Origin of the sequence: Sphaerospermopsis sp. LEGE 08334, from assembly GCF_015207205.1 — a bacterium.
GTDB lineage: Bacteria > Cyanobacteriota > Cyanobacteriia > Cyanobacteriales > Nostocaceae > Sphaerospermopsis.
Genome location: NZ_JADEXH010000011.1, coordinates 35,656 through 58,520 on the forward strand (window position 1 = coordinate 35,656; position 22,865 = coordinate 58,520).

General features: G+C 36.2%; 23 protein-coding genes and 1 pseudogene. 7 read left to right on the forward strand and 17 right to left on the reverse strand.

What is annotated here, in order from left to right:
* Positions 1-33: 33 nt before the first annotated feature.
* The 10 genes and pseudogenes from glf to IQ237_RS26900 form a co-directional block, all read right to left on the reverse strand.
* Entirely contained in the window at positions 34-1,143 is a 1,110-nt protein-coding gene (glf, locus tag IQ237_RS08190; RefSeq protein WP_194054003.1) for a UDP-galactopyranose mutase, read from the reverse strand.
* A 13-nt stretch (positions 1,144-1,156) separates the two neighbouring features.
* Positions 1,157-3,061, reverse strand: coding sequence for a glycosyltransferase (locus IQ237_RS08195; protein ID WP_194054004.1), 1,905 nt, complete (start codon positions 3,059-3,061; stop codon positions 1,157-1,159).
* 606 nt (positions 3,062-3,667) lie between these two features.
* Entirely contained in the window at positions 3,668-4,411 is a 744-nt protein-coding gene (locus tag IQ237_RS08200) for an ABC transporter ATP-binding protein (protein WP_194054005.1), read from the reverse strand.
* Positions 4,411-5,217, reverse strand: coding sequence for an ABC transporter permease (locus IQ237_RS08205; protein WP_194054006.1), 807 nt, complete (start codon positions 5,215-5,217; stop codon positions 4,411-4,413). Before IQ237_RS08205 ends, IQ237_RS08200 begins: the two co-directional genes overlap by 1 nt.
* 297 nt (positions 5,218-5,514) lie before the next feature.
* Complete coding sequence (locus tag IQ237_RS08210) at positions 5,515-6,243, reverse strand: Uma2 family endonuclease (protein ID WP_194054007.1); 729 nt, start codon at positions 6,241-6,243, stop codon at positions 5,515-5,517.
* A 35-nt stretch (positions 6,244-6,278) separates the two neighbouring features.
* Positions 6,279-6,950 (reverse strand): Uma2 family endonuclease, encoded by a 672-nt coding sequence (locus IQ237_RS08215; RefSeq protein ID WP_194054008.1) that lies wholly within the window; start codon positions 6,948-6,950, stop codon positions 6,279-6,281.
* A 9-nt stretch (positions 6,951-6,959) separates the two neighbouring features.
* Positions 6,960-7,715 (reverse strand): Uma2 family endonuclease, encoded by a 756-nt coding sequence (locus IQ237_RS08220; RefSeq protein ID WP_194054010.1) that lies wholly within the window; start codon positions 7,713-7,715, stop codon positions 6,960-6,962.
* A 96-nt stretch (positions 7,716-7,811) separates the two neighbouring features.
* Positions 7,812-8,000 carry a hypothetical protein gene (locus tag IQ237_RS26890; protein ID WP_309225721.1) on the reverse strand — a complete coding sequence of 63 codons (189 nt, stop codon included), beginning with the start codon at positions 7,998-8,000 and terminating at the stop codon, positions 7,812-7,814.
* Positions 8,001-8,054: 54 nt separating this feature from the next.
* Positions 8,055-8,117, reverse strand: a pseudogene (locus tag IQ237_RS26895) (hypothetical protein); the annotation flags it as partial.
* A complete protein-coding gene (locus IQ237_RS26900) occupies positions 8,092-8,241 on the reverse strand; it encodes a DUF2887 domain-containing protein (RefSeq protein WP_309225723.1) in 150 nt (49 codons plus the stop codon). The pseudogene IQ237_RS26895 and the gene IQ237_RS26900, both read right to left, overlap by 26 nt.
* Before the next feature lie 228 nt (positions 8,242-8,469).
* Here IQ237_RS26900 and IQ237_RS08230 point away from each other — a divergent pair, with 228 nt between their 5' ends.
* The 5 genes from IQ237_RS08230 to IQ237_RS08250 all read left to right on the forward strand — a co-directional run bounded on the left by IQ237_RS08230 (position 8,470) and on the right by IQ237_RS08250 (position 12,237).
* Positions 8,470-8,661 (forward strand): DUF2862 domain-containing protein, encoded by a 192-nt coding sequence (locus tag IQ237_RS08230; RefSeq protein ID WP_096567904.1) that lies wholly within the window; start codon positions 8,470-8,472, stop codon positions 8,659-8,661.
* Between the two features lie 69 nt (positions 8,662-8,730).
* Positions 8,731-9,831: an ArsA family ATPase gene (locus tag IQ237_RS08235; protein ID WP_194054012.1), complete on the forward strand. Its 1,101-nt coding sequence runs from the start codon at positions 8,731-8,733 to the stop codon at positions 9,829-9,831.
* Between the two features lie 137 nt (positions 9,832-9,968).
* Positions 9,969-11,003, forward strand: coding sequence for a chlorophyll synthase ChlG (chlG, locus tag IQ237_RS08240; RefSeq protein ID WP_194054014.1), 1,035 nt, complete (start codon positions 9,969-9,971; stop codon positions 11,001-11,003).
* A gap of 196 nt (positions 11,004-11,199) precedes the next feature.
* Positions 11,200-11,493, forward strand: a complete 294-nt coding sequence (locus tag IQ237_RS08245) for a hypothetical protein (RefSeq protein ID WP_194054016.1) — start codon at positions 11,200-11,202, stop codon at positions 11,491-11,493.
* A 189-nt stretch (positions 11,494-11,682) separates the two neighbouring features.
* Entirely contained in the window at positions 11,683-12,237 is a 555-nt protein-coding gene (locus tag IQ237_RS08250) for a protoglobin domain-containing protein (RefSeq protein ID WP_194054018.1), read from the forward strand.
* An 86-nt stretch (positions 12,238-12,323) separates the two neighbouring features.
* Here the strand turns inward: IQ237_RS08250 and IQ237_RS08255 are convergent, their stop codons facing one another.
* The 5 genes from IQ237_RS08255 to IQ237_RS08270 form a co-directional block, all read right to left on the reverse strand.
* Positions 12,324-13,277 (reverse strand): alcohol dehydrogenase catalytic domain-containing protein, encoded by a 954-nt coding sequence (locus IQ237_RS08255; RefSeq protein WP_194054019.1) that lies wholly within the window; start codon positions 13,275-13,277, stop codon positions 12,324-12,326.
* Positions 13,274-13,414 (reverse strand): hypothetical protein, encoded by a 141-nt coding sequence (locus tag IQ237_RS27015; RefSeq protein ID WP_375539901.1) that lies wholly within the window; start codon positions 13,412-13,414, stop codon positions 13,274-13,276. The genes IQ237_RS08255 and IQ237_RS27015 overlap by 4 nt, the downstream gene beginning before the upstream one ends.
* On the reverse strand, positions 13,414-14,031 hold the full coding sequence (locus IQ237_RS08260; protein WP_194054021.1) for a hypothetical protein: 618 nt from the start codon (positions 14,029-14,031) through the stop codon (positions 13,414-13,416). The genes IQ237_RS27015 and IQ237_RS08260 overlap by 1 nt, the downstream gene beginning before the upstream one ends.
* 331 nt (positions 14,032-14,362) lie before the next feature.
* Complete coding sequence (locus tag IQ237_RS08265; RefSeq protein ID WP_194054023.1) at positions 14,363-15,169, reverse strand: inositol monophosphatase family protein; 807 nt, start codon at positions 15,167-15,169, stop codon at positions 14,363-14,365.
* A gap of 85 nt (positions 15,170-15,254) precedes the next feature.
* Complete coding sequence (locus tag IQ237_RS08270) at positions 15,255-16,682, reverse strand: BCD family MFS transporter (protein WP_194054025.1); 1,428 nt, start codon at positions 16,680-16,682, stop codon at positions 15,255-15,257.
* 148 nt (positions 16,683-16,830) lie between these two features.
* Here IQ237_RS08270 and IQ237_RS08275 point away from each other — a divergent pair, with 148 nt between their 5' ends.
* Complete coding sequence (locus IQ237_RS08275) at positions 16,831-17,775, forward strand: aldo/keto reductase (protein ID WP_194054027.1); 945 nt, start codon at positions 16,831-16,833, stop codon at positions 17,773-17,775.
* A gap of 140 nt (positions 17,776-17,915) precedes the next feature.
* Here the strand turns inward: IQ237_RS08275 and IQ237_RS08280 are convergent, their stop codons facing one another.
* Together IQ237_RS08280 and rimO are read right to left on the reverse strand one after the other, a co-directional pair.
* Entirely contained in the window at positions 17,916-19,478 is a 1,563-nt protein-coding gene (locus IQ237_RS08280; RefSeq protein ID WP_194054029.1) for a DEAD/DEAH box helicase, read from the reverse strand.
* A 282-nt stretch (positions 19,479-19,760) separates the two neighbouring features.
* A complete protein-coding gene (gene rimO / locus IQ237_RS08285) occupies positions 19,761-21,089 on the reverse strand; it encodes a 30S ribosomal protein S12 methylthiotransferase RimO (RefSeq protein ID WP_194054031.1) in 1,329 nt (442 codons plus the stop codon).
* Positions 21,090-21,910: 821 nt separating this feature from the next.
* Here rimO and btpA point away from each other — a divergent pair.
* Positions 21,911-22,759: a photosystem I biogenesis protein BtpA gene (gene btpA / locus IQ237_RS08290; RefSeq protein ID WP_194054033.1), complete on the forward strand. Its 849-nt coding sequence runs from the start codon at positions 21,911-21,913 to the stop codon at positions 22,757-22,759.
* The last annotated feature ends 106 nt before the right edge of the window (positions 22,760-22,865 follow it).

The window sequence follows — 22,865 nt, forward strand, 5'->3', positions numbered from 1 at the left end:
GGATGCAACCTAACAAAAACCTCTAATAAGAATCTAATAAAGTTGACTAATTCTTTTTTCAAAAACTGTGAGGGCAGCAGCAATAACTTGATCCATGTTGTAATATTGGTATTGTGCTAATCTGCCGACAAATGTTACTGTTTCTAACTTATCTGCTGCATTTTTATACTGTTGAAATAATTCCCGATTTTCGGGACGGGGAACAGGATAATATGGATCTCCTTCTGCTTGTGGATATTCATAATAAATAGTAGTTTTTGGATGTTTTTGTCCAGTAATATGTTTAGATTCTACTATCCTTGTAAAATCATAATCATTGGGATAGTTGACAACAGCAACTGGTTGGAAATATTCAACATCATGAGTTTCAAACTCAAAACGTAATGAGCGATAGGGAAGTTTTCCAAATTTATAATCAAAAAATTGATCAATGGGTCCGGTGTAAATTAGATGATCGAACTTTAACCATTGTTCTACTTCCTGAAAGCTGGTATTCAGCATAATTTTAATGTTGGGATGATCCAACATTTTTTCAAACATTTTTGTAAAACCATTTAGTGGCATAAATTGATACTTATCACCAAAATATCGGTTATCTTTATTAGTTCTCACAGGAATACGAGCGCACACTGAAGCATCTAATTCATGAGGCCACAAATTCCATTGTTTATAAGTGTAGTTTTTAAAGAATTTCCCGTATAAATCTGTTCCTACTTTGCCAACTACAGCTTGTTCAGAGTTTTCTATTCTGTCATATTTTTCTTTAACTTGCTCATAAAATTCTGCAATTTCCTGACTATTGAGATTTAGTCCATACAGTTTGTTAATAGTATTTAAGTTAATAGGAATTGGGTATAAATTACCATCAACTTTAGCTAATACTTCATGTTGATAAACTCGCCATTGGGTAAATTGAGAAAGGTAATCAAGGATTTTTTTGCTATTTGTATGGAAAATGTGCGCTCCATATTTATGAATCAATACTCCCGCATTGTCGTAAAAATCAAACGCATTACCTCCAATATGATTGCGGGTATCAATCACTAAAACTTTGCGATCTAAGCGCGTAGCTATACAATTTGCTAGGGTACAACCAGCAAACCCAGCACCAACAATCAAAAAATCAAACATTCTAGGGTACATAGTTTTATTCCAGTTATTTTGATGCTTTTGTTTCTATTTCTAAATACTTTTCCCAGAAAGATTGACTGGTAAATTCAAGGAATGAGTCTATATATAGAGTTTTCAATTTTGGTAATTTAATCAGCATTAACAAAGATACCCATAGGGCATTTATTAGCACCTGAAAAAACCTATTTCTGGAAAATTTAACTACAAATCCTTCCTGAGTTTGCAAATTGTAATACAAAACTTTTTTAGTTCTAAAAGCGTTTAAGGGTCTACTATTATTAGCGGGTACAATACTATATCCTTGATCGCTCAATGTGTCATCTGCAAAGAAAAACCAATTTGGTAAAAGATGTCCATTAAGAGTTAAAAGTCTGAAAAATCTATGTAACTTGTTTTCACTCTTTTCTCTACTTTCTATATATTTTTTGTATACAAATGGTAAATCTGGATTTTTAGTTGTTTTTTCTCTAGACTGACAAACCTCTTTATGATTTTCTTCTGGGTTTTTAGCAACTAGAGCATCAGGACCTTGGAGAAAGTCAACTGTAGCTTTAATAATGCTTTCAGCAGTTTCATATCTATAACAGAATAATTCTTTTAATAATGGTTTTAAAAACCATTTAATTGCCTTGATACTGCTAAAATCTTTGTGAAAGTACAGGCTATGATAAATCATACTATTTCTGAAAAAATAGTATTCAATGGATGGATTTTTCTTATTTTCAAATGGTTCATGCCAAACACATATACCATTCAAAATTATAATTTTTTTGCCTATTCTGCGACAAAATTCTACATCATCTATTTTAATAAAGAAAGGATATGGTAAACCATAATCTTTGATAGCATCAACTGGAAAGCCAAAAAACCACCACCCAGTATAATCAATATATTCATCTACCTCATTAAATAAAGTTTCTCTTAATTTTCTCAAATCCATATTAGGTTTAACAGGAATAAAACCTTGATTTCGATTCCAATAAGCTCCTTTTTCATGCTGTATATATTTTTTATCTAATCTCAACATACTGCTACCAAGACAGATATCTTTTTGATGAGAAAATGTCAAAAATTTCCAGACTCTCTCTAATATTTCTGGATCAAAGAGAATATCATCATCCATCAGGATAATATGTGAGAATTGATTTTCCTGATTATGTTGCTGTTTTAAAACTTCCAGCATTCCTCTAGCAAAACCACCGCTTCCTCCTGCATTTTTATTAGGTATAATATGAATTAAATCATTATCAAATTTTTCTAAATTTCTACCATTATCAATGATGAATACTTCTAAATTATTATCATAACCGCTTTCTTGTAAGCTTTGGTTTAATAAATATTCTTTTAATAATTTTATGTTTTTATAAACATATTTTTCTCTTTTATAAGTACAAATGACCACTGCAATTTTTACTTCGGTAACAGGTTCTGTCAAAGTTGAAAAATACCCACCGCTAATTTGACACAAATTTTCTAATGCTTCTATTTTCATGTAGATCATTCCTGTAGATGTGGATATATCGAAGTTGTCTAAAAATTTGATTTCTTCAATTTCGTTATTTTTGATAATCTTCTGTGATAATACAGTTTTAGTCTCACCTAATCTGTCAATATTATAAACACTAATTTTAAAAGTTCCTTTTAATTTGACACTAGCACTTATATTTCTAACCTGGGTATATTCTTTCCAGCTATCCACATAAAAAGCATTAAAATAGGTGTCAAAACTAACAATACCACCTTGATTTAGCTCTAGTATCTGATTTTCATAGTTAAATAAAACTTGGGAATTACTTCTAAAAAATAATTCTTCAACAGTACAAATATCTGTTCTAGGAAAAATTATATTTTGCAGATGATTATTACATATATCTTTTATATCTTTTGGAGTACGGTGAAGGATAGCTGGTAATTCTATTTGGTTAACCATAGTTTATTTTTACTCAACCTTTGTTTTATGTTGCTTAATAAAAAATCTTCAGTAACTGTTATGCCAAACCATCAGTTGAAATGCCAACAGAATAATCACTTAATTCCCAACTATGGTTTCTGTATTGATATCTCTTGTAAATGCTGCATTTTTGGTTAATATTTTCTACGATGTAAATGTATAGTTTAGTTGTTGTGGATTTTGAAAAATAGCTTTTTCCCTTGAGTAAATAAATTTATTTCACATTATTTCACAAGATTATGCTATTTTTTACACCTAAGTCTTCAATTATTTATGTCTGGCAATACTGGATAGTTATTTAACACTAAATTTTGTTGGTTATCATGTTATTTTTGATTCTAGGTTTTATTTATTTCACTATCAAAAAATTTATACATTATACCTCCTAGTAATGATGTAATATTATTTGGTAGCGATTGTCAAAAATGAGTTAACATTGAAAAATGTAATTGCATAAACCTTGTTTTTCCTTGTGTTTCAAAATAGCTAATATCTCCTAAAATCCTTATTGATATGCTATCTGCTGTATATTACAAATACAAATCTACGCACCCTGATAAATAACTCTGATCAGTAGACTTAAATTTATTCTGGAATGACTTTACCAGCAAGATAAGACTCTACTGCACGTTCCGCACTACCTATAAAAGTGATTTTTCCTTTGTCTAACCAAATGATTCTTTGACAAGACTGTTTCATAAAACCTAAATCATGGGATACTACTAAAACCGTTGCATCTGCATCCCAAAACTTTTCAATTCGCTGCTGACATTTATGCTTAAATCTTTCATCACCTACTGATAAAACTTCATCCAAAATTAAAATATCCGGTTGCACGTCTGTAGCAATAGCAAAACCTAATCTTGCTACCATACCGGAAGATAAACCTTTAACTGGAACTAAAGTATAATCTTGTAATTCTGCAAATTCTAAGATTGAATGCGCTCTTTTTTTCATCTCCACCCTAGAAAATCCCAGTAAAACACCATAAAGTAAAATATTGTCCATAACTGAGATTTCTGGATCAAAACCTGCTCCTAGTTCAATTAAAGGGGCAATTTTTCCTTTAATTCTGACTTTTCCCTGTGTAGGTTTCAGAATACCAGAAATTATCTTTAAAAGTGTGGATTTTCCAGAACCATTCGCACCAATAATTCCTAGTTTTTCTCCTTTATTAACTACTAATTCAATATTATTCAAAACTAATTTTTTGGCAGTTTGACGATATTTACCTTCTACGATATGAAGCAAAGTTCTTTTTAAATCGTAAGAAAACTCTTCTTGTGTTCGTCTCCACAGTGAAACTTGATCCAGGCGAATTACTTCCATTACAATAAATCCATAAATTGATGTCGCCAAATATGAAAACAAGTCCATCCCAAGGATAAAATAATTATACCACTCAGTAAAGCGCCCCAAATTAAATCTAAATCTGGCAATGTTCCTGATAATGTAATTTGACGCAAACTTTCAATTATTGGTGATAAGGGATTCAAGTTTAAAAATGGTTTTACTTGATTTGGTACAATAGCTGCTGGATAAAATACAGGACTACTTATCCACAGGACAAATACAATTAATTCATAAAAGTAAGGTAAATCTCTAAAAAATACGTATAATGCACTTACTAAAAATCCAATTCCTGTAGATACTAAAATTAACGCTAGAAATGGAAATACCAATGCTAAAACATTTACTAAATTTTTGGCATTAACTAAAGTCATTAATGCTAGTAACGGAAATGCGCCCACACAAAACTGAAATATATTAGAGGCAATCATTGATACAGGAAAAACACTAACTGGCAACTGAATTTTATTCAATAATGCGCCATTATTAACTACACTTACTAAAGCTTGAGATGTGGAAGCTGAGAAAAAATTAATGACTACTAAACCTGTAAATGCTGCCAACACATAGTTAAGGATGGAGTTACCATAATATGATGCGAAAGTAACTCCAAAAATTGCAGTGTATAACCCTGTCATTATTAATGGGTTCAAAAGTGACCAATAAACACCCAGGAATGAACCCCGATAACGCACTTTTAAAGTTCGGGATACTAAAACTTGCAGCAGTTCCCAATAACGCTGTACTTGCAATTTTGTGAAATTGTCTTTGATATATAAGGTCATCCTCAAATACCACTACACACCATAGGCTAGTTATTCGGGCATTTTAGAGGATTGTCAGCATTAATTTTTGCCAATTTGTCAGAATTAGCTTTTCTTGAATCGCCGATATACATTTTATACTAATTGATACTAAAAATCCCCAACCTTTGAGAAAAGTCAGGGAGCTATGGAGTAGAAAATATTACTGTTATTACAAACTAAGTAGGTCAACATAATTAAATGTAAAATATAAAGTGGATAGATCCCTGACTTCTTTAAGAAGTCGGGGATATGGGTATTACGTTTTTTAAAGTTGAGTTACTTAATCAAATCAGGATCAATACCTAATTCCTTTAACTTTTGAGCTAGAATAGCTGCTTTTGTTTCCGCTTCATCTGCCCTTTGACGTTCAATTTCTGCTCTTTGGAGGGCAATTTCAGCTTTTCTAATTTCTTCTAAATTCGCTTCTTCAGGTGTGGGGATTAATTTTCCTTCAACGCTAAAATACCTCAATTTATTTTCCCAAATTCCTAAATACAATCCTAATTCTTGACTCCAATACCAGCCATTTTCAGAAGGTTTGATTTTTTCATATTCACTTCCTGCTAATCGCCAACCAACTAATTCTAATGTCGTAGGTGAAAACCAAAAATATTCAGGTGTGTGAAATTGATTTGCATATAACTGTTTTTTCAAACCCTTGTCTACTTGGGCTGTAGAATCAGAAAGTAATTCAATGATTAAATTGGGATATTTGCCGTTTTCTTCCCATATTACCCAGGAAGCGCGAGGACGTTTTTCAGTATTTTTTACAATAAAAAAGTCGGGTCCTCTAAAGTCTCGATTTTTTAACTGTTGTCGGCTATAGTAAATGGTGAGATTTGCACCAATGAAAAAATCTTCTCTATCTCTCCACAACCATTCTAAACAAGTGACTAATATTAATAGTTGTGTATAGTGTAAGGAACTTTCCATTTCTGGTTCATCGCTAAGTAGTTCGGTGCAATCTGGCATTAATGCTTCTATTTCTTGTGCGGTTAAAGCCATAGATTTTAGGTTGATAATTTGGTATTGTTCGTTGATTATAAGGTATCAGGATCTATTCCCAAAGAGCGCAATTTTTCTGCTAATTTATCTGCCCGTTGGCGTTCATTTTCTGCCCGTTGACGTTCATTTTCTGCCTGTTCAGCAAGTTCTGTTGGTATCAGTAATTTATCCCCTGTATCTAAACGGTAAAATCTTAAAAGTTCTCCTTCTACTTCTAGACTTAATCCCAAAGGTTGACATAAATTATCTGTAATGGGTTGATAAATCTCATCCTGTAAACGATAACCTTGTAATTTTTGATTTATCCATTCTCCCTTGGGATCAAATAACCAATATTCTAAAATTCCTAATTGTTCATACAATAATTTCTTGTATTCTTGATCTTGTTTTTGAGTTCCTGCACTTGTCATTTCAAAAACTACTTGAGGAACTTGTTCTTCTTCCCAAATTTTATAATTATCTCTACCACCAGGAGGCACATCAAAAATAACCATGACATCTGGTGCTATTCTTAATTTGGGAAAACCTTGGGCATAATATAAAAATTGATTTGCCAGTACCGTTGCTTGTCTACCTGTAAGGTATTGTTTGAGAACTTCTAAAGTTGTTAAAATTGCATAGAGATGTATATAAGTTTCTGCCACTGGTTCACCATCACTACTAGGATATTCAATCTTGAAATCTGTTAATTTTACAGTTGTAGTCATAGTTTTTTCCTAATTTACTAAACTATCAGGATCTATTCCTAAATCACGCAATTTTGCTGCTAGTTTATCTGCCCTTAAACGTTCACTTTCAGCCCGTTGACGTTCATTTTCTGCTTTTTCGGCTAATGTTGGCAACCAGCCATTATTGTTATACCAACGTAACCATAAACCCTCTGTATTTTGATAAGTTCCTTGCCATAAACCCAAACCCATTTCTATTTCTTCTAACCAAAAACGATTATCTGATAAATTGACAGGTTGATAACGAGTACCATTGAGTTTAAACCCACGGAAATTATTTTCATACCTATCATAAATCACATAGTAAGGAATACGCAAAATGTTTTGATATACTTCCCATTTTGTGGGCGGTTTATTTATTTCTCTAAGGGTTTGTCCTAAGTCTTCTTGTTCTGTTCCTGGTGAGAGTAATTCTACTACCAAAAACGGATCAATACCTTCTTGCCAAACTACATAACTTAAACGTAAATCTTCCTGTTGTTCGGCTTTTGCTACTCCTAATACCATAAACCAATCAGGACGTTTATACCAACTAGGATGACGTGGATCATAATATAGATTTAAGTCACTAGCTAGTAAAATTTCTGAGGCTGTATAATTGGCTGGTTGACAAGTTTCTGTTAATAAATCTGCTTGTATACAATGAAATTCGTCCGGCAAACCTGATTCTCCTATTAATTCACTAGGTAAATCATACATTGTCGGCATGGTTTCTTTGGGGGAAGGTGGATGATTTGGATACATTTTTTATTACCTTATCGGGGCGTATTCATTGAATACACCCTCAGAAACTTAATTGTTTAGTAAGCAGTAAAACCAGAAAATTTCCTTTTATGAAATTTATTTTTGTAAATCTTTAATCTGTGCTAAAGATAATTCTGTAACTTCGGAAATTTGCTCTAAACTCATGCCAATTCTTAATAATTTTAAAGCTAATTTCCTGGTTGCTTCTGTTATTCCTTCCTCTTTACCTTCTGCTAATGCTTCTTGATAAACTCTGGTTTGTTTTAAATCACTTAAACCTAACATGGCTTCTATCTCCTCGCGGCTTTTTTGGGGTAATTTATAGACGATAATTGTCTCAATTAGTTTGATCAGATCCCGTTTGCTGGTTGTATCATTAATTTGTTGGTTGGCTTGGGCAATTAACTGTTTTGCTAATTCTGGTGCGTTTGCTTCTGGTTGCTTCTGTGGGAGATTTGTTAATTAATTCAAAGAAAATACTAGGAAATTCTTGGAATAAGCTATAAAAAATGGTGTCTGTTTTCACGGAAATTGATTAATTTTATTATCACTTTATTGTCACTCATTTTATTATTTATCTAATGTAGATTGTAATTTTACACATTCAAATAAAATTTAACATAAAAAAGCATATTTAAACATATCTAATTGTTAAATTAGATAAATATTAAAGCAACATTTCTGAAAGCTTAACTGCAAACTAAGTCCCAGATTCCGGTACACTGAGATTTGGATTATTGGATTCTAACTAGACATGGAAATCGGACAAAAGGTTAAAGTAGTTCGTTTGCGCGATCGCGTATCTGCTCCTATCGCTCAAAAACTAGGTAAAGTAGGTGTGATAGAAGGTTATAAAGTTACAGATGGTGCTGGTATTGGTGTTGTAGTCAAATTTGATGACAATACCTCCACTTGGTTCTTTGAGGATGAAATTAAAGCCATATAGGTAGATTAGCTGTTTTATTTAAGTGCTAAGTTGGAGTTGAACAAATAGGCGGTAATTGGAAATCACGTAATGGCCTTGATACTGACATTTTTAGGCAAAAACGGCATCGCTCGCAGTAAAATTGCGATCGCCGCAGCCAAGCTATTGGCAAGCCAAGGCAAACGGGTACTTTTAGCAGGATTAGCAGAACCAACGTTGCCAATTTTACTGGAAACTACTCTCTCTCCTGACCCCCAAGAAATCGCTCCCAACTTGCAAGCAGTACAGTTTCAAGCATCTGTACTGCTAGAACGCAACTGGGAAGAAGTAAAAAAACTAGAAGCGCAATATCTCCGTACACCGATTTTAAAAGAGGTCTATGGACAAGAACTGGTAGTGTTACCAGGCATGGATAACGCCCTTGCTCTCAATGCGATTCGTGAATATGATGCCAGTGGCAAATATGACGCGATTATCTATGATGGTGCTGGAGACGCTGCCACCTTGCGGATGTTGGGAATGCCCGAATCTCTTAGCTGGTACGTGCGAAGATTTAGACAATTGTTTGCCAACTCCGATCTAGGTAAAGCAATTTCTGAATCACCCCTCATTCAACCCCTGATTACCAGTTTATTTAATGTTAACTGGACAGCTGAGAACTTCGCCCAACCCACTAACCAAGTTAATAATTTTCTCGATCAAGGTAAAGCAGCTTTAGCAGATCCTAAACGAGTCGCAGCATTTTTAGTCACAACTCCAGATCCCATAGATGTGGCTAGTTCCCGTTATCTTTGGGGTACTGCCCAACAAATTGGTTTAACTATTGGTGGCGCAATTTTAGTGTCTGCTGATCAAAATACCAATCTATCAGCAGAATTTTCGCCCCTACCTATCAGCACTGTTCCTGATGTATCTAAGGGTGAATGGCAACCTTTGATAGATGCTTTACCTAACTTTGTCGAACAAGCATTACAAGCACCCAAACCCATAGAAATAGACGTACATAATCGCCAAGTACGGCTATTTTTACCAGGTTTTGACAAAAAACAAGTCAAACTCACTCAATCTGGTCCAGAAGTCACAATAGAAGCCGGAGATCATCGCCGTAATATCTTCTTACCCCCTGCCCTCAGTGGTAAACCTGTTACCGGGGCAAAGTTTCAAAATAGTTATTTGATAATTTCTTTTTAGGTTTTAGAGGTGACAGGTGACAGGTGACAGGTGACAGTAGGAAATCAGGAAATAGTGAAAAAATCCCTGTTCCCTGTTCCCTGTTCCCTGTTCCCTTGTTTACCAATCACCAATCACCAATTACCCATTAGATTATTATGTCTGAATCAACTCCCATAAATCAAAATCCTCAACCAACTGAAGTTGTAGAATCTGTAAATCAGGAAGCTACAAATACAGAAGATCGTAGTGCGAAAACTCGCCAACTTCTGGGAATGAAAGGTGCAGCACCAGGAGAAACATCAATCTGGAAAATTCGTTTACAGTTGATGAAACCTATCACCTGGATTCCTTTAATTTGGGGTGTAGTTTGTGGTGCAGCATCTTCAGGGAATTATACCTGGAGTTTAGAAAATGTCTTAAAAGCAGCTTTGTGTATGTTGCTTTCTGGACCATTGTTAACTGGTTATACCCAAACCATTAATGATTATTATGATCGGGAAATTGACGCAATTAATGAACCTTACCGACCTATTCCTTCAGGGGCAATTTCTGAAAAGCAAGTAGTTACCCAATTTGTGCTTTTACTATTATTAGGATATGGTGTAGCCTACACTTTAGATTTATGGGCAGGTCATCCATTTCCTAATATTTTAGGATTGTCGGTTTTTGGTTCTTTTATTGCCTACATTTATTCAGCACCACCATTAAAATTAAAACAAAATGGTTGGTTAGGAAATTATGCTTTAGGTGCAAGTTATATTGCATTACCTTGGTGGGCGGGTCATGCTTTATTTGGTGAGTTAAATTGGACAATTGTAGTTCTCACCTTATTTTATAGTTTGGCAGGTTTGGGAATTGCTGTTGTTAATGATTTCAAAAGTGTAGAAGGCGATCGCCAATTAGGTTTAAAATCATTACCAGTCATGTTTGGTATCCAAACTGCGGCGTTAATTTGTGTAGTCATGATTGACTTATTTCAAGGTTTAGTTGCAGGTTATCTCGTCAGTATTCATGAGAACTTGTACGCCGCAATTTTGGTATTATTAATCATTCCCCAAATCACTTTTCAGGATATGTATTTCTTACGTGATCCTATAGCAAATGATGTAAAATACCAAGCCAGCGCCCAACCTTTCTTAGTCTTTGGAATGCTAGTTACAGGTTTAGCATTAGGACACGCAGGAATTTAACAGTTAGCAGGGAACAGGGAACAGGGAACAGGGAACAGAAGGCAAAAGGCAAAAGGCAAAAGTTAAACAATAAATTCTTTCTCCTGACTCCTGACTCCTGACTCCTTGAAATGTAATATATCTTTAGCTAGACGTGATCAATGAGGAGTTAGGAGTTATATTAATTTCTAACTCCTCACTTGTATTGACTATTGCCATGTTAAATTTTGTATCTTTTCTCATTCATGGAATACAACCATTTTTAATTCCCATTTGTTTCGTCGTCGCTTGGACTACCATAATTATGATGTTGTTGAATTTATGGACAGCGACAAAAGAAACTGTAAAAACAGCCAAAACAATGCACCAAATACCCTGTCATAACTGCCAATTTTTTACTAATAATTATCGTCTTAAATGTACTGTAAATCCTTATATTGCGAATACAGAAGAAGCAATAGGTTGTAAAGATCATCAACCCCATAAAAATTTTGATTCTGAAAAATATTAAACAATCAGCAGTTGATTTTCCTCAGATACACAAAAATATTTGTAACAATTTCTGCCATTTTTACGACTTCCTCAACTTTGTCGGTTAAATTACAACCAGACAGTAAAGGCTAATTAAAACCCTATCTGTTTGTAAAGTACGTATTTGTACGTATTTATTGGATAACTTGATAAAGTTGAAAGGATGAATATGACTATAGAACCTTCTGCTTTCATGAATACCTTAGTCAAAAGATTTGATTTCCATGAAAATGATCAATCAACATTGAAAGCAAACGCAGACTGGGGATTAGAAATTGCCGCAGAAATGGCAGATCATTTTTATGCTTATTTAGGTCGTGATGAAGAAATGAATGCAGTTTTAAACGAAACTGAAGGAAGAGTTCACAGATTAAAACAAACCTTCATCACCTGGTTTCATGAAATGTTTACAGGAATTGATAATTGGGGTGATAATTATGCGGAAAGAAGGTGGAAAATAGGTCTGGTTCATGTCAAAGTCGGGATTCAACCCCAGCATATAGTACCAGCAATGGCCACAGTAGTTAATGAAGTAGGAAAAAAACTCAAAAGTGAGGGAAAACCAGATGAATTAAAAGATGCTTTAGGTAAAATTTGCATGATTGACTTAGCATTTATTGAACAGTCTTATATAGATGTTGCGACAACTGCTGTATTAAGAGAAACTGGTTGGTCTGCTGCTTTATTTAAACGTTTAGTTACCAAAGGTGCAGAATCAATGTGAAATTTTCCTTCAACAATGGAAAATTAACATTGGATAATTGACGATTTAAAACTAGAATAAAATAATTATCAATTGTCAATTATCAATTAATTCATCTCTAATAACACCTTTAAAACTCCTTTAGTTTGTGCTTTTGCAAAAGCAGCTAAACCTTCACTCAAGGGATAATGATATTGAATTAAAGGTGTAACATCTATCTGATTTTTTGCTAATAATTCCAAAGCTGGAGAAAAGGGACCACAACGAGAACCGATCAAAGTAATTTCATCTACCACTAATGAAGACATATCCACACTTAAATTACCAGCGTAGGTACTTTTTAAAACTAGCGTACCTCTAGGACGTAAAGCGCGACGTGCAGTAGCAAAACCTTCAGGATTTCCTGTACAATCTACAGAAATATCAAAACTTCTATCTTTGATATCATCAACTAAACCAGTTTTTATTCCTCGATTTTCTAAATTTGCTAATTTATCTTTGTGTCTTCCCACTACCAATAAATCACAACCAGTTAACGCTAAAGTTTGCGCTATTAATTGTCCTAATTTTCCATCACCGACTACTAAAACTTTTTCATTGGGAGTGATTTTTACTTGTTCTTGAATTTCTAAAGCTGCTGCAATAGGTTCAGTGAAAGTTGCTGCATCTGTAGAAACATTATCAGGGACAAGATGCAGATTTTTTTCAGGTAAACAAAGATATTCAGCAAACGCACCATTACGATTAACAATACCTAAAACCGTGCGATTTTCACAGTGGGTAGGTATTCCTTGCAAACAAAACCGACAATAACCACAAGCAGCGTTTATTTCACCAACAACTCTTTTATTAATTAAATTTTCTGAACCTTTCTCTACCACACCGACAAATTCATGCCCTAAAATACCTGTATAGGGATAATAACCTTTTAGTAATTCTAAGTCAGTGTTACAAATACCTGCACGTAAAACCTTAATTAACGCTTCACCCTTGGGGGGTTCAGGTATGGGAAGATCAGTTTTTAGTTGTAATTCTTGATTTTCTAACCAGAGTGCTTTCATAATTTGGTAATTGGTAATTGGTAATTGGTAATTGGTAATTGGTAATTGGTAATTGGTAATTGGTAATTGGTAATTGGTAATTGGTAATTGGTAATTGGTAATTGGTAATTGGTAATTGGTAATTGGTAATTGGTGATTAGTTATTTACTCCTTGTAAAATACCGATAATTGAACTAACTAAAATATCTACATCTCCAGGAACTTTAAACAAATTAATATCTTGGGTTATTTGTTTTTGACTACTATCAAGTTTACCAAATTGCCAAACATTACCAATAGTCACAGCACCATATAAAATAGTATTTTCCTGAATTTGAGATAATGCAATTAATTCTACAGCTAATTGAGTAAAACCTCTAGTCAAATCATCATTTTTAGCTTCGATCACCAAAAAATTATTATTTAACCGTAAAAGATAATCAAGATTACCTTTGAGTTGATTATTAACAGCAAGAGGGTATTCTATTCGCATTTGACAGTGACAATAGCGAATTACCTCCAACAAAATTGGAGACACCAAAGTTTCCCTTCTTGCAGTTTCATTACTCAAACTAACAAAAGGCAAAATATCCTCTATTCTTTGTTTGAGTGCGGGTAATTCTTGAAGTTCCTGATTGGTTTGTGGTAAAGATAGGTGCGCTTTAATTAGAGAGTAATTAAATTCGGCTAAAATATCATCTGCTTCATAAGGTAACTCAAAATAAGACCGAAAAGTATAAGATTGATCTTCTTGCAAAATCTTCATTTTAGCCATAGCACCCACCTTTTTTATTTCAAATTTTCATTTCTCTGCGTCCTCTGCGGTTCATTATTTCCTAAGCATTCAGCTATCAGCAATGGGAGCATCCTAATGAAAGCAACAATGCAGAATAAAAGTACCTGAAAACTCTCTTCTTTCTTCTTACCTTCGTGTCCTTCGCTTCTTCGTGGTTAGTTCATTTCATGTCTTGATCTCAGACAAAAAAAATCAACTTACACATTTGGGATGCTCCCTCAGCAATAAGCTTTTTAACTGGAGTTTAGACTAAAAATCAGGTATTGATAATCTACTGATTTATCCAATATTCTGAATCCTGACTCCTGACTTACAATTTAACACCTTTGAGAAAAGGAGTAAACACAGATTCAATTTTGGAATCACTAACAACCATTGTGGGAAAAGAGATATGACTATAATCAACACCTGTTATTAATGGAAAAGGTGGATTTTTTAAAGATATCCAACAACCACCAGCAGCTTGTAAAATTACCCAAGCACCTGCAATATCCCAAACTTTAGGAGTCGCTTCCACACCTCCTAAAACTGCACCAGTCGCAACAGTTAAAAAATTATAACTAGCAACTCCTAACATCCGCAGTTTACAGGGAAAACCCGGTTGAATAATTCCCGTACTACGAGAACAAAGATTAAAAAAGTGATTACCACTTGGATCATCCTTACTGGTGTGGATAGGATGGTTATTTAAAAATGCTCCTGTTGGCGTTTGTAAGCCTGATGAACCAGCCCAAAAACCATGAAAGGTTTGATTTAATGGTGGTACATGAACATAGCCAAAAATCGGTGTTCCGCGATAAAGTAAACCTAGAGAAATTGCCCAAATAGGAATACCTCTAGTAAAATTTGTTGTTCCATCTAAAGGATCAATTACCCAACACCATTCTGTATCAGGAAAAATTTTATCACTTTCTTCACTTAAAATTCCGTAACCTGAGAAAGTGGAAACTATAGCATCTCTAATTTCTTGATCCGCCCATTTATCAGCTTGAGTAACTAAAGTTCCATCAGCTTTTTGAGATGCTTGAACTTTACCAAAATCCTGCATTAATTGTTTTCCCACTCTCGTTGTAGTAGTTTGGGAAAAATCTAAAATTGTGTTCCAAAAATCATTCATTTTTTATTAGTTATTAGTTATTAGTCGTTAGTCATTAGTCATTGGTTTATTCATCCTCCCAGTCACCAGTCACCTGTCACCTAATCTAATCTAAATCACTTTCCAAAACCGAAGCTAAAGCTTGTTTAGTATTGGTTTGAAATTCTGTCACATTCACCCGGTTTAAAAACCATAGAGAAATAATCATTCCCACAGCTTCCAAACAAAAAACCATACCATAAGCTAATGGTAAATTATTGGTGAACAAATTGCGACCAATATCTAAAACAGTACCACCAATGACTACAGCGATTCCTCTGGATATAGATTGTGCTAATCCCCATGCACCGATAAAAGTACCTGCGGCTTCTGCTACTGTTAAATCTAACATTAAACTGACTGCGCCAGTGGTGACAAAACCAGTAGATAAACCAAATATTACTAAACCAAATTTTAAAAAGTTGGCATTACCAGAAAACCCGGAAAATCCTAATAATAAGGCGGAAAAAGCTACTAAAATACAGCCTAGTTTAATTGTTTTGCGTTTACCTATACGTGGGACAATGAAAAAGCCAGTTACACCATAAGCTATTAAAATTCCCGTACCATAAAAAACATTAAGTTTGGTACTTTCAGCCAAAGGCATTTTAAACACTTCACCCGCATAAGGTTCTAAAATTGGATCTTGCATGAATAAACTAATTGTCATTACCAATAAAAAGGTAAAAAACAAACCTGTTTGCGGACTAGCTGTTAATATTGACCAAGCTGCACCTAAACTAATGCTATCTTCCCGGTTTCCTGGTGTGGAACGTTGATAAAAACGAGAATATTTTTTTTCTACACCTACAGTAGCAATGATAGAGAAAAGAAATACTACACTGGGAACAATTAGAAATAATCTATTAATGGCAGATTGTAAAGTTTCTAAAGGTGCATTTCCATCCAATTGTTTTAATAAACTAGAACTAACAATTGCTCCCACAATAATACCTACCATTAGCATTGACCAGACAATACCAACGACTTGGGAACGGTTATCTTCTTCGGAAATATCTACTAATAATGCGGCAAATGCAGTACCACTAACACAAATTGCTAAACCATAAATAGCAAAAACTAAACCTAAAACTCCTGTCCAAGCGATCGCTTGAGTTGTCCACACCCAACTATCACCACTGATAGCATTTAACTGCCAAATTACTTGTACTGCTAAAAAAGCGGCGATCGCAAATATTGCTGCGCCGATCCACACATAAGCTGTACGATGATAACCTAACAACGGTTTAGCATCAGATATCTGTCCAAATAAAATCCGCGTTGGAGATACAAAAGCAGGTATAGCTAACACTATAGCCACTATTGTCGCCGGAATGGCGATTTCTTGAATCATGACTCGGTTGAGTACCCCCAGAGTCAAAATAGACATCATACTCAACCCCATCTGAAAAAACCCTAGCCTAAACATAGTCGGTATGTTGACCTTGGGTACGGTTAGGGAGTCTTGGGGAGTATCGAAAATATCACCTGCCATAACTACTATTTTGTATTGTTTACAGAATTTAATCTCATTACTCAAGATAAACCGAAATGTTTAACCACTGTGGAGTCACCTGAACAAGTTTAGAGAAAACGTTAAACTAAATCTGTAAAGAAATGTAAATATAATCTATTTTAGCAAGATGGAAGCGATCGCATTAGGTAAAACCGGCTTAACCGTTCCCCCTTTATGTTTAGGAACTTGGGCATGGGGTGATAAACTTTTTTGGAACTATGGGGATAATTACGGAGAAGAACAACTGCAAGCAGCTTTCGCCACTGCTGTAGATGCAGGTGTCACTTTCTTTGATACTGCGGAAGTTTACGGTTTAGGACTTTCAGAACAGTTTTTAGGCAAGTTCATCAAACAAACATCCCAAAAAGTACAAATTGCTACTAAATTCGGTCCTTTACCTTGGCGTTGGGATGGAAAATCTGTATCTGAAGCGTTAACAGAAAGTCTCAAACGTCTGCAATTAGAAAGAATAGAATTATACCAAGTTCACTGGCCATTTACATTCTTTCTTTCTCAAGAAACTTTAATGAACACCTTAGCAGATGAGGTACAGAAAGGAAGAATCGGGGCAATAGGTGTCAGTAATTATTCTGCCTCAGAAATGAGAAATGTACACAAAATATTGTCCGCAAGAGGAATACCTTTAGCAGTGAACCAGGTGCGTTATTCTTTGTTAACAAGGCAAATTGAAAGCAACGGGATTTTACAGACAGCCCGTGAATTAGATGTAACAATATTAGCTTATAGTCCCTTAGCTCAGGGATTATTAACAGGCAAATATACCACCTCTTATAAACCCACAGGAGCGAGAAGCATAGATCCGCGATTTAGTCAAGATGGTTTAAATAAAATTGCCCCAGTATTATCTTTACTGGAAAAAATCGGTAATAAATATGATCGTACCCCTGCCCAAGTAGCCCTTAACTGGTTAATTGCCCAGGGGAACGTGATACCGATTGCGGGAGTCAAAAACGCCGAACAAGTAAAACAGAACGTCGGCGCTTTAGGTTGGACAATGACCAAGGATGAGTTTGACGAAATAGCTCAAATCACTCAACCCTGGAAAAATTGACAATTGTTAACTGTGATGGGGAGATGGGGAGAAAATTTTAGATTTTAGATTTTAGATTTTAGATTTTAGATTGGAGTTAAGAAAAACAATCCAAAATCCAAAATCCAAAATCCAAAATTGCGTTACCAATCACCAATCACCTAGATTTGTTTTTGATTACCTGGTAAAACAGGAGACTCATGACGGTCATAGCGTTCTTGGCGTTCCTTCCGTAGTTTGGGTTTGGGAGTAGGTCTTCCTTCATCGCCATTTCTGTCAGACTTAGACCAGGAACGGCCACGACTACCTCCAGAACGCTCGTTGTAGTCACCGCCAAAATTGCGTTCTGAGCGATCGCCATCACGACGTTTGTTGAGTTTGGGTTTGGGAGTAGGTTCTTCATCAGGAACATCTACACCATTTTGCAACCAAGCAGGACGGGTTTGATCGTAAGCCAGTTGTAAAGCTGCTGCTGCGATCGCCTGAGCATCATATTTTTCAGTCAATTCGCTAATAATGGGCAAAAATGAAGCCAACCTTTCACCCGCTAAAGCTTCAGACACCTGATCTTTCAATTTTTGAATGTGTCTAGCTTCAATTTGCGCTCTCGTAGGAATTGTTAACACCTGCCAGCTTTGACGGTTATGGCGTTCAAATGCCTGTTGTTTACGACGCTCAAAGGGTTGTACCAAAGAAATCGCAGTCCCTTCTTTACCAGCGCGGCCAGTTCTACCAATCCGGTGCAGGTAGGTTTCTACACTATCAGGCAAGTCAAAGTTAATCACGTGGGAAAGCAGATCCACATCTAAACCCCGTGCCGCAATATCAGTAGCCACCACCCAGCGTACTTGGCCATTACGGAAACGAGTCAATAATCTTTCCCGCGCTTGTTGGGATAAATCACCATGATATTCATCTACACTGTGACCAGCAGCTTGCAATTGATTAGTCAATTCTGCCGCTGTGCGTCTGGTGCGGACAAAGATTAAAGCTGTGTCTGGATCTTCCATTTCCAAAATAGGCTGCAAAGCTTTAGCCTTTGTCCAGTGTCGAGGAATGAGGTAAGCTACTTGGTTGATTTTATTGGGTGCAGCTTTTGGTTGTTCAACGGTGACAGTCACCGGAGAGTTTAAAAACTTATTCACCAGTTGGCGAATAGATGGGGGCATAGTTGCCGAAAATAAAGCTGTTTGCCGATCTTCGGGAGCTTGGGACAAAATTTTGATCACATCATCAATAAAACCCATGCTCAACATTTCATCAGCTTCATCTAAAACAAACCATTTCACTTGGTCGAGTTTTAAACTACCACGTTCCAACAAGTCTATGACCCGTCCTGGTGTCCCAACAACTACATGAACACCACGTTTTAGCTGCATCATTTGTCGGTCAATAGACTGACCACCATAGATAGCCAAAACACGCAAACCATCATCACCCATAAACTGGGAAATGGCATCATGAACCTGCATCGCCAATTCACGAGTCGGTGTTAAAACTAAGGCTTGTACTGCTCTTTTGCTCACATCCAATTTTTCCAACATTGGCAGAGAAAAAGCTGCTGTTTTGCCTGTTCCTGTTTGGGATTGACCCACCACATCACGTCCCTCTAACAATTGGGGAATCGCTTGCATTTGAATGTTGGTAGGTGCGGTGAAGCCAATTCTTTCTAATTGTTCAACACGCTCTTGGGAAATGCCTAGTTCTTGAAAGGTAAGATTCATTAATTCTCCTAGATTTTATTTATTGTGAATTTTGGACTTGTAAGCCGAATACTTAATACCAATTCGTAATATTTCCTTCGGTCCGGTTAGGGATACGTAATTCATAATTTGTAATTATGGCAGTCCGACCGAATCTGGGTTTGAGGACTTTAATCAGTCGCCGAATTTTAGAGAATTGGTATATTTTGTAAATTTGGTGATTGGTGATTCAATTTTGGATTTTGGATTTTGGATTTTGGATTTTCCTAAATAGACTCCAATCTAAAATCTAAAATCTAAAATCTAAAATTTTTCACCTGTCACCACTTCACCATAGAGGTCATAAGCATCAGCACTGGTGATTTTGACTGGTACGATTGTTCCTAGTCTGGCTTCGCCTTTAACATAGACCTGACCATCAACTTCTGGGGCAAATCTGCCGGAACGGCCAATTAACTCTCCACTTCCGGGGTTTTCTTGCTCAATCAGGACATCAACGATTTTCCCGACTTCCTCCTGATTTTTACGGAGAGAAATAGGTTGTTGTAATGCCATGATTTGATCACGACGTTCTACCATCAATTCTTGTGGTAATTGATTCGATAGGTTATAAGCTGGTGTTCCTTCTTCTGGAGAAAAGGTGAACACACCAACATGATCAAATTCGTGTCGCTCCGTAAACTCTAGTAAATGCTGGAAATGCTCCTCTGTTTCTCCAGGAAAACCAACTATAAATGTGGTTCGCAGCACTGCTGATGGTAAGGCTGTTTTAATGCGCTCAATTATTCCGTCATTGACTCTCCCCTGCCAAGGACGATTCATGGCGCGAAGTATCTCTGGATGAGAATGCTGCAAGGGCAAATCTAGATAAGGCAAGAAATTCGCTGTTTCTTGAATTGCCGCAATTACATCTGGGGTTAGTCCCGTAGGATAAGCATAGTGCATTCTCACCCAAGGTATATCTACTTTCCCCAAGGCACGAATGAGTTCCGCTAACTTTGGTTTACCGTAAATATCTAATCCATAGTTAGTGGTGATTTGGGAAATGAGAATGATTTCTTTTACCCCTTGCGCTGCCAGTTGCTCGGCTTCGGCTACTATTGATTCAATTGTACGCGATCGCTGGTTTCCTCTTAAATAAGGAATAATACAAAATGCACAACGATAATCACAGCCTTCGGCAACTCTCAGGTATGCTACTCCTTCCGTTGTTGTCCTGTAGCGTGGTGTGGTTTCATCAGCTATGTAGGTGGGTTCGGCGCTAATTTGTTTTACTCGCTCTCCCTGTTCTACTCGCTCAATCACATTGACTATTTTGTGATAGTCTCCTGTTCCAACTACCGCTACTGCTTCTGGCAACTCTTCCAATAATTGTTCTTGAAAGTGTTGCGCCATACAACCAGTAATCACTACTTTTTTATTGGCTTCTGCCAGTTCTACTAAGGTTCTTACCGATTCTTCCCTGGCAGCTTCGATAAAACTACAGGTATTTACTATTACATAATCTGCTAACTCTTCGTTTGTATCTACACCATATCCTGCTTCTACCAACAGCCCTAACATATGTTCTGTATCTATTCGGTTTTTCTCGCAGCCCAGGTGTGAAATCGCAATTGTTGGCTTGTCACCCATATTTTGAAAAAATCTTCAATTTTTTTCTCTTTTCTTCAAACATTACAAACATTAACTAGGTGCTTTTTCCCGCACCATAACTAGGATTTTACAGTGACTATTCGCCACTATCAGCAAATTCCCATTGAGATATAACCCTATTCATGGTTCATGATAGTGGTTATGCTATGATGTTTTTGTTATTTTGTTTCCCAGGGTAAATATAAGTGTCTTGGGATAATTTAGACACTGTTAATATTTTTTAACGATTCGCTTAATGGTATTTTACATTACCGCAGCGTGTGCGTTGTTAATTTACCCATCGGGAAGCCGCCCAAAGGGCTGTTGGTGAGAAGTCGCTACCCTCCGGGAAATCGCTAACGCGACTAAGCCCATAAAGCAGTATTGCTGCCCTACTTTCAGGCTGGGGCTGTAATGTGCTGACAGCTATAAACCTAAACAACGGGAAGCGGCCTTGCGTCTTGTGAGTGGCAAACTCCTCTTGTAGCCATATTTTATCTTAACATATCTTATGAAAGGTTTAACGACAATTTACATCTTCAGCATGAGGAGATTTATTTAATCCTGAATAACACGCCAAAGCATATCAGTATAGCAATCAGCTATCAGCCTTCAGCTATCAGCTTTCAGCTTTCAGTCTGGAGATGAAATACAGAGAATGACAGGACTTGAGCAATAGTTGGCTTTTTTGTATTGGCGTAATTTATAGCCAATTCAAAATTTTGAATCTTTGTTATTGGTATCATTTAGCTGATTGCTGATTACTGATAGCTAAATACTAATTTTTCAACTCTGAACAATGCCATCTTCAAATTAAAGACGTGGACTTATATCAACTATTCAAAACTTGCAAACCGATTATTGGCGTAGTTCATCTGCTACCCTTACCTACCTCAGCCCGTTGGGGAGGTAGCCTGAAAGCGGTAATTGACCGTGCTGAACAAGAAGCTACAGCCCTTGCCAGTGGAGGGGTAGACGGCTTAATTGTAGAAAATTTTTTTGATGCTCCTTTTACTAAAAATCAAGTTGATCCCGCTGTTGTCAGTGCTATGACGGTGGTAGTACAGCGGATACAGAATTTAGTAACTTTACCTGTGGGTTTAAATGTTTTAAGAAATGATGGGAAAAGTGCAATGGCGATCGCCAGTTGTGTAAAAGCCCAATTTATCCGGGTTAATGTCCTCACAGGGGTAATGGCCACTGATCAAGGATTAATTGAAGGGGAGGCACATGAATTACTACGCTATCGTAGAGAATTAGGTTCTGATGTCAAAATTTTGGCTGATGTGCTGGTTAAACACGCCCGTCCTTTAAGTTCTCCTAACCTGACTGTGGCTGTAAAAGACACAATAGAAAGAGGTTTAGCAGATGGTGTAATTTTATCCGGTTGGGCAACTGGCAGCCCTCCCAACCTAGAGGATCTAGAATTAGCTAGTGGTGCGGCTGCTGGTACACCAGTTTTTATCGGTAGCGGCGCTGATTGGGAAAATGTGGGTACGCTAATGCAAGCTGCTGATGGTGTGATTGTTTCCAGTTCTTTAAAACGTCACGGGCAAATTTCGCAACCCATTGATCCAATTCGCGTCAGTCAATTTGTAGAAGCTGCTCATCGCAGTTGGAATACTAAAAGTGAACCTAAATCAAATTCCTCAGTAAAGTTACATTCGTAAATGGGTAATGGGTAATGGGTAATGGGTAATGGGTAATGGGTAATGGGACAAGAGTTTTCCAATCACCAATTACCAATCACCAATCACCAATTACCAATTACCAATC

What these genes read in the sequence shown, in the direction of transcription:
- IQ237_RS08230 (WP_096567904.1), top strand. Translation starts at nt 8,470, where the DNA reads ATGGAAATCGGACAAAAGGTTAAAGTAGTTCGTTTGCGCGATCGCGTA.
- chlG (WP_194054014.1), top strand. Translation starts at nt 9,969, where the DNA reads ATGTCTGAATCAACTCCCATAAATCAAAATCCTCAACCAACTGAAGTT.
- IQ237_RS08275 (WP_194054027.1), top strand. Translation starts at nt 16,831, where the DNA reads ATGGAAGCGATCGCATTAGGTAAAACCGGCTTAACCGTTCCCCCTTTA.
- IQ237_RS08195 (WP_194054004.1), bottom strand. Translation starts at nt 3,061, where the DNA reads ATGGTTAACCAAATAGAATTACCAGCTATCCTTCACCGTACTCCAAAA.
- IQ237_RS08250 (WP_194054018.1), top strand. Translation starts at nt 11,683, where the DNA reads ATGACTATAGAACCTTCTGCTTTCATGAATACCTTAGTCAAAAGATTT.
- IQ237_RS08205 (WP_194054006.1), bottom strand. Translation starts at nt 5,217, where the DNA reads ATGACCTTATATATCAAAGACAATTTCACAAAATTGCAAGTACAGCGT.
- IQ237_RS08265 (WP_194054023.1), bottom strand. Translation starts at nt 15,169, where the DNA reads ATGAATGATTTTTGGAACACAATTTTAGATTTTTCCCAAACTACTACA.
- glf (WP_194054003.1), bottom strand. Translation starts at nt 1,143, where the DNA reads ATGTACCCTAGAATGTTTGATTTTTTGATTGTTGGTGCTGGGTTTGCT.
- IQ237_RS08270 (WP_194054025.1), bottom strand. Translation starts at nt 16,682, where the DNA reads ATGGCAGGTGATATTTTCGATACTCCCCAAGACTCCCTAACCGTACCC.
- IQ237_RS08235 (WP_194054012.1), top strand. Translation starts at nt 8,731, where the DNA reads ATGGCCTTGATACTGACATTTTTAGGCAAAAACGGCATCGCTCGCAGT.
- IQ237_RS08215 (WP_194054008.1), bottom strand. Translation starts at nt 6,950, where the DNA reads ATGACTACAACTGTAAAATTAACAGATTTCAAGATTGAATATCCTAGT.
- IQ237_RS08255 (WP_194054019.1), bottom strand. Translation starts at nt 13,277, where the DNA reads ATGAAAGCACTCTGGTTAGAAAATCAAGAATTACAACTAAAAACTGAT.
- IQ237_RS08245 (WP_194054016.1), top strand. Translation starts at nt 11,200, where the DNA reads ATGTTAAATTTTGTATCTTTTCTCATTCATGGAATACAACCATTTTTA.
- IQ237_RS08260 (WP_194054021.1), bottom strand. Translation starts at nt 14,031, where the DNA reads ATGGCTAAAATGAAGATTTTGCAAGAAGATCAATCTTATACTTTTCGG.
- rimO (WP_194054031.1), bottom strand. Translation starts at nt 21,089, where the DNA reads ATGGGTGACAAGCCAACAATTGCGATTTCACACCTGGGCTGCGAGAAA.
- IQ237_RS08220 (WP_194054010.1), bottom strand. Translation starts at nt 7,715, where the DNA reads ATGTATCCAAATCATCCACCTTCCCCCAAAGAAACCATGCCGACAATG.
- IQ237_RS26890 (WP_309225721.1), bottom strand. Translation starts at nt 8,000, where the DNA reads ATGTTAGGTTTAAGTGATTTAAAACAAACCAGAGTTTATCAAGAAGCA.
- IQ237_RS08210 (WP_194054007.1), bottom strand. Translation starts at nt 6,243, where the DNA reads ATGGCTTTAACCGCACAAGAAATAGAAGCATTAATGCCAGATTGCACC.
- IQ237_RS08280 (WP_194054029.1), bottom strand. Translation starts at nt 19,478, where the DNA reads ATGAATCTTACCTTTCAAGAACTAGGCATTTCCCAAGAGCGTGTTGAA.
- IQ237_RS08200 (WP_194054005.1), bottom strand. Translation starts at nt 4,411, where the DNA reads ATGGAAGTAATTCGCCTGGATCAAGTTTCACTGTGGAGACGAACACAA.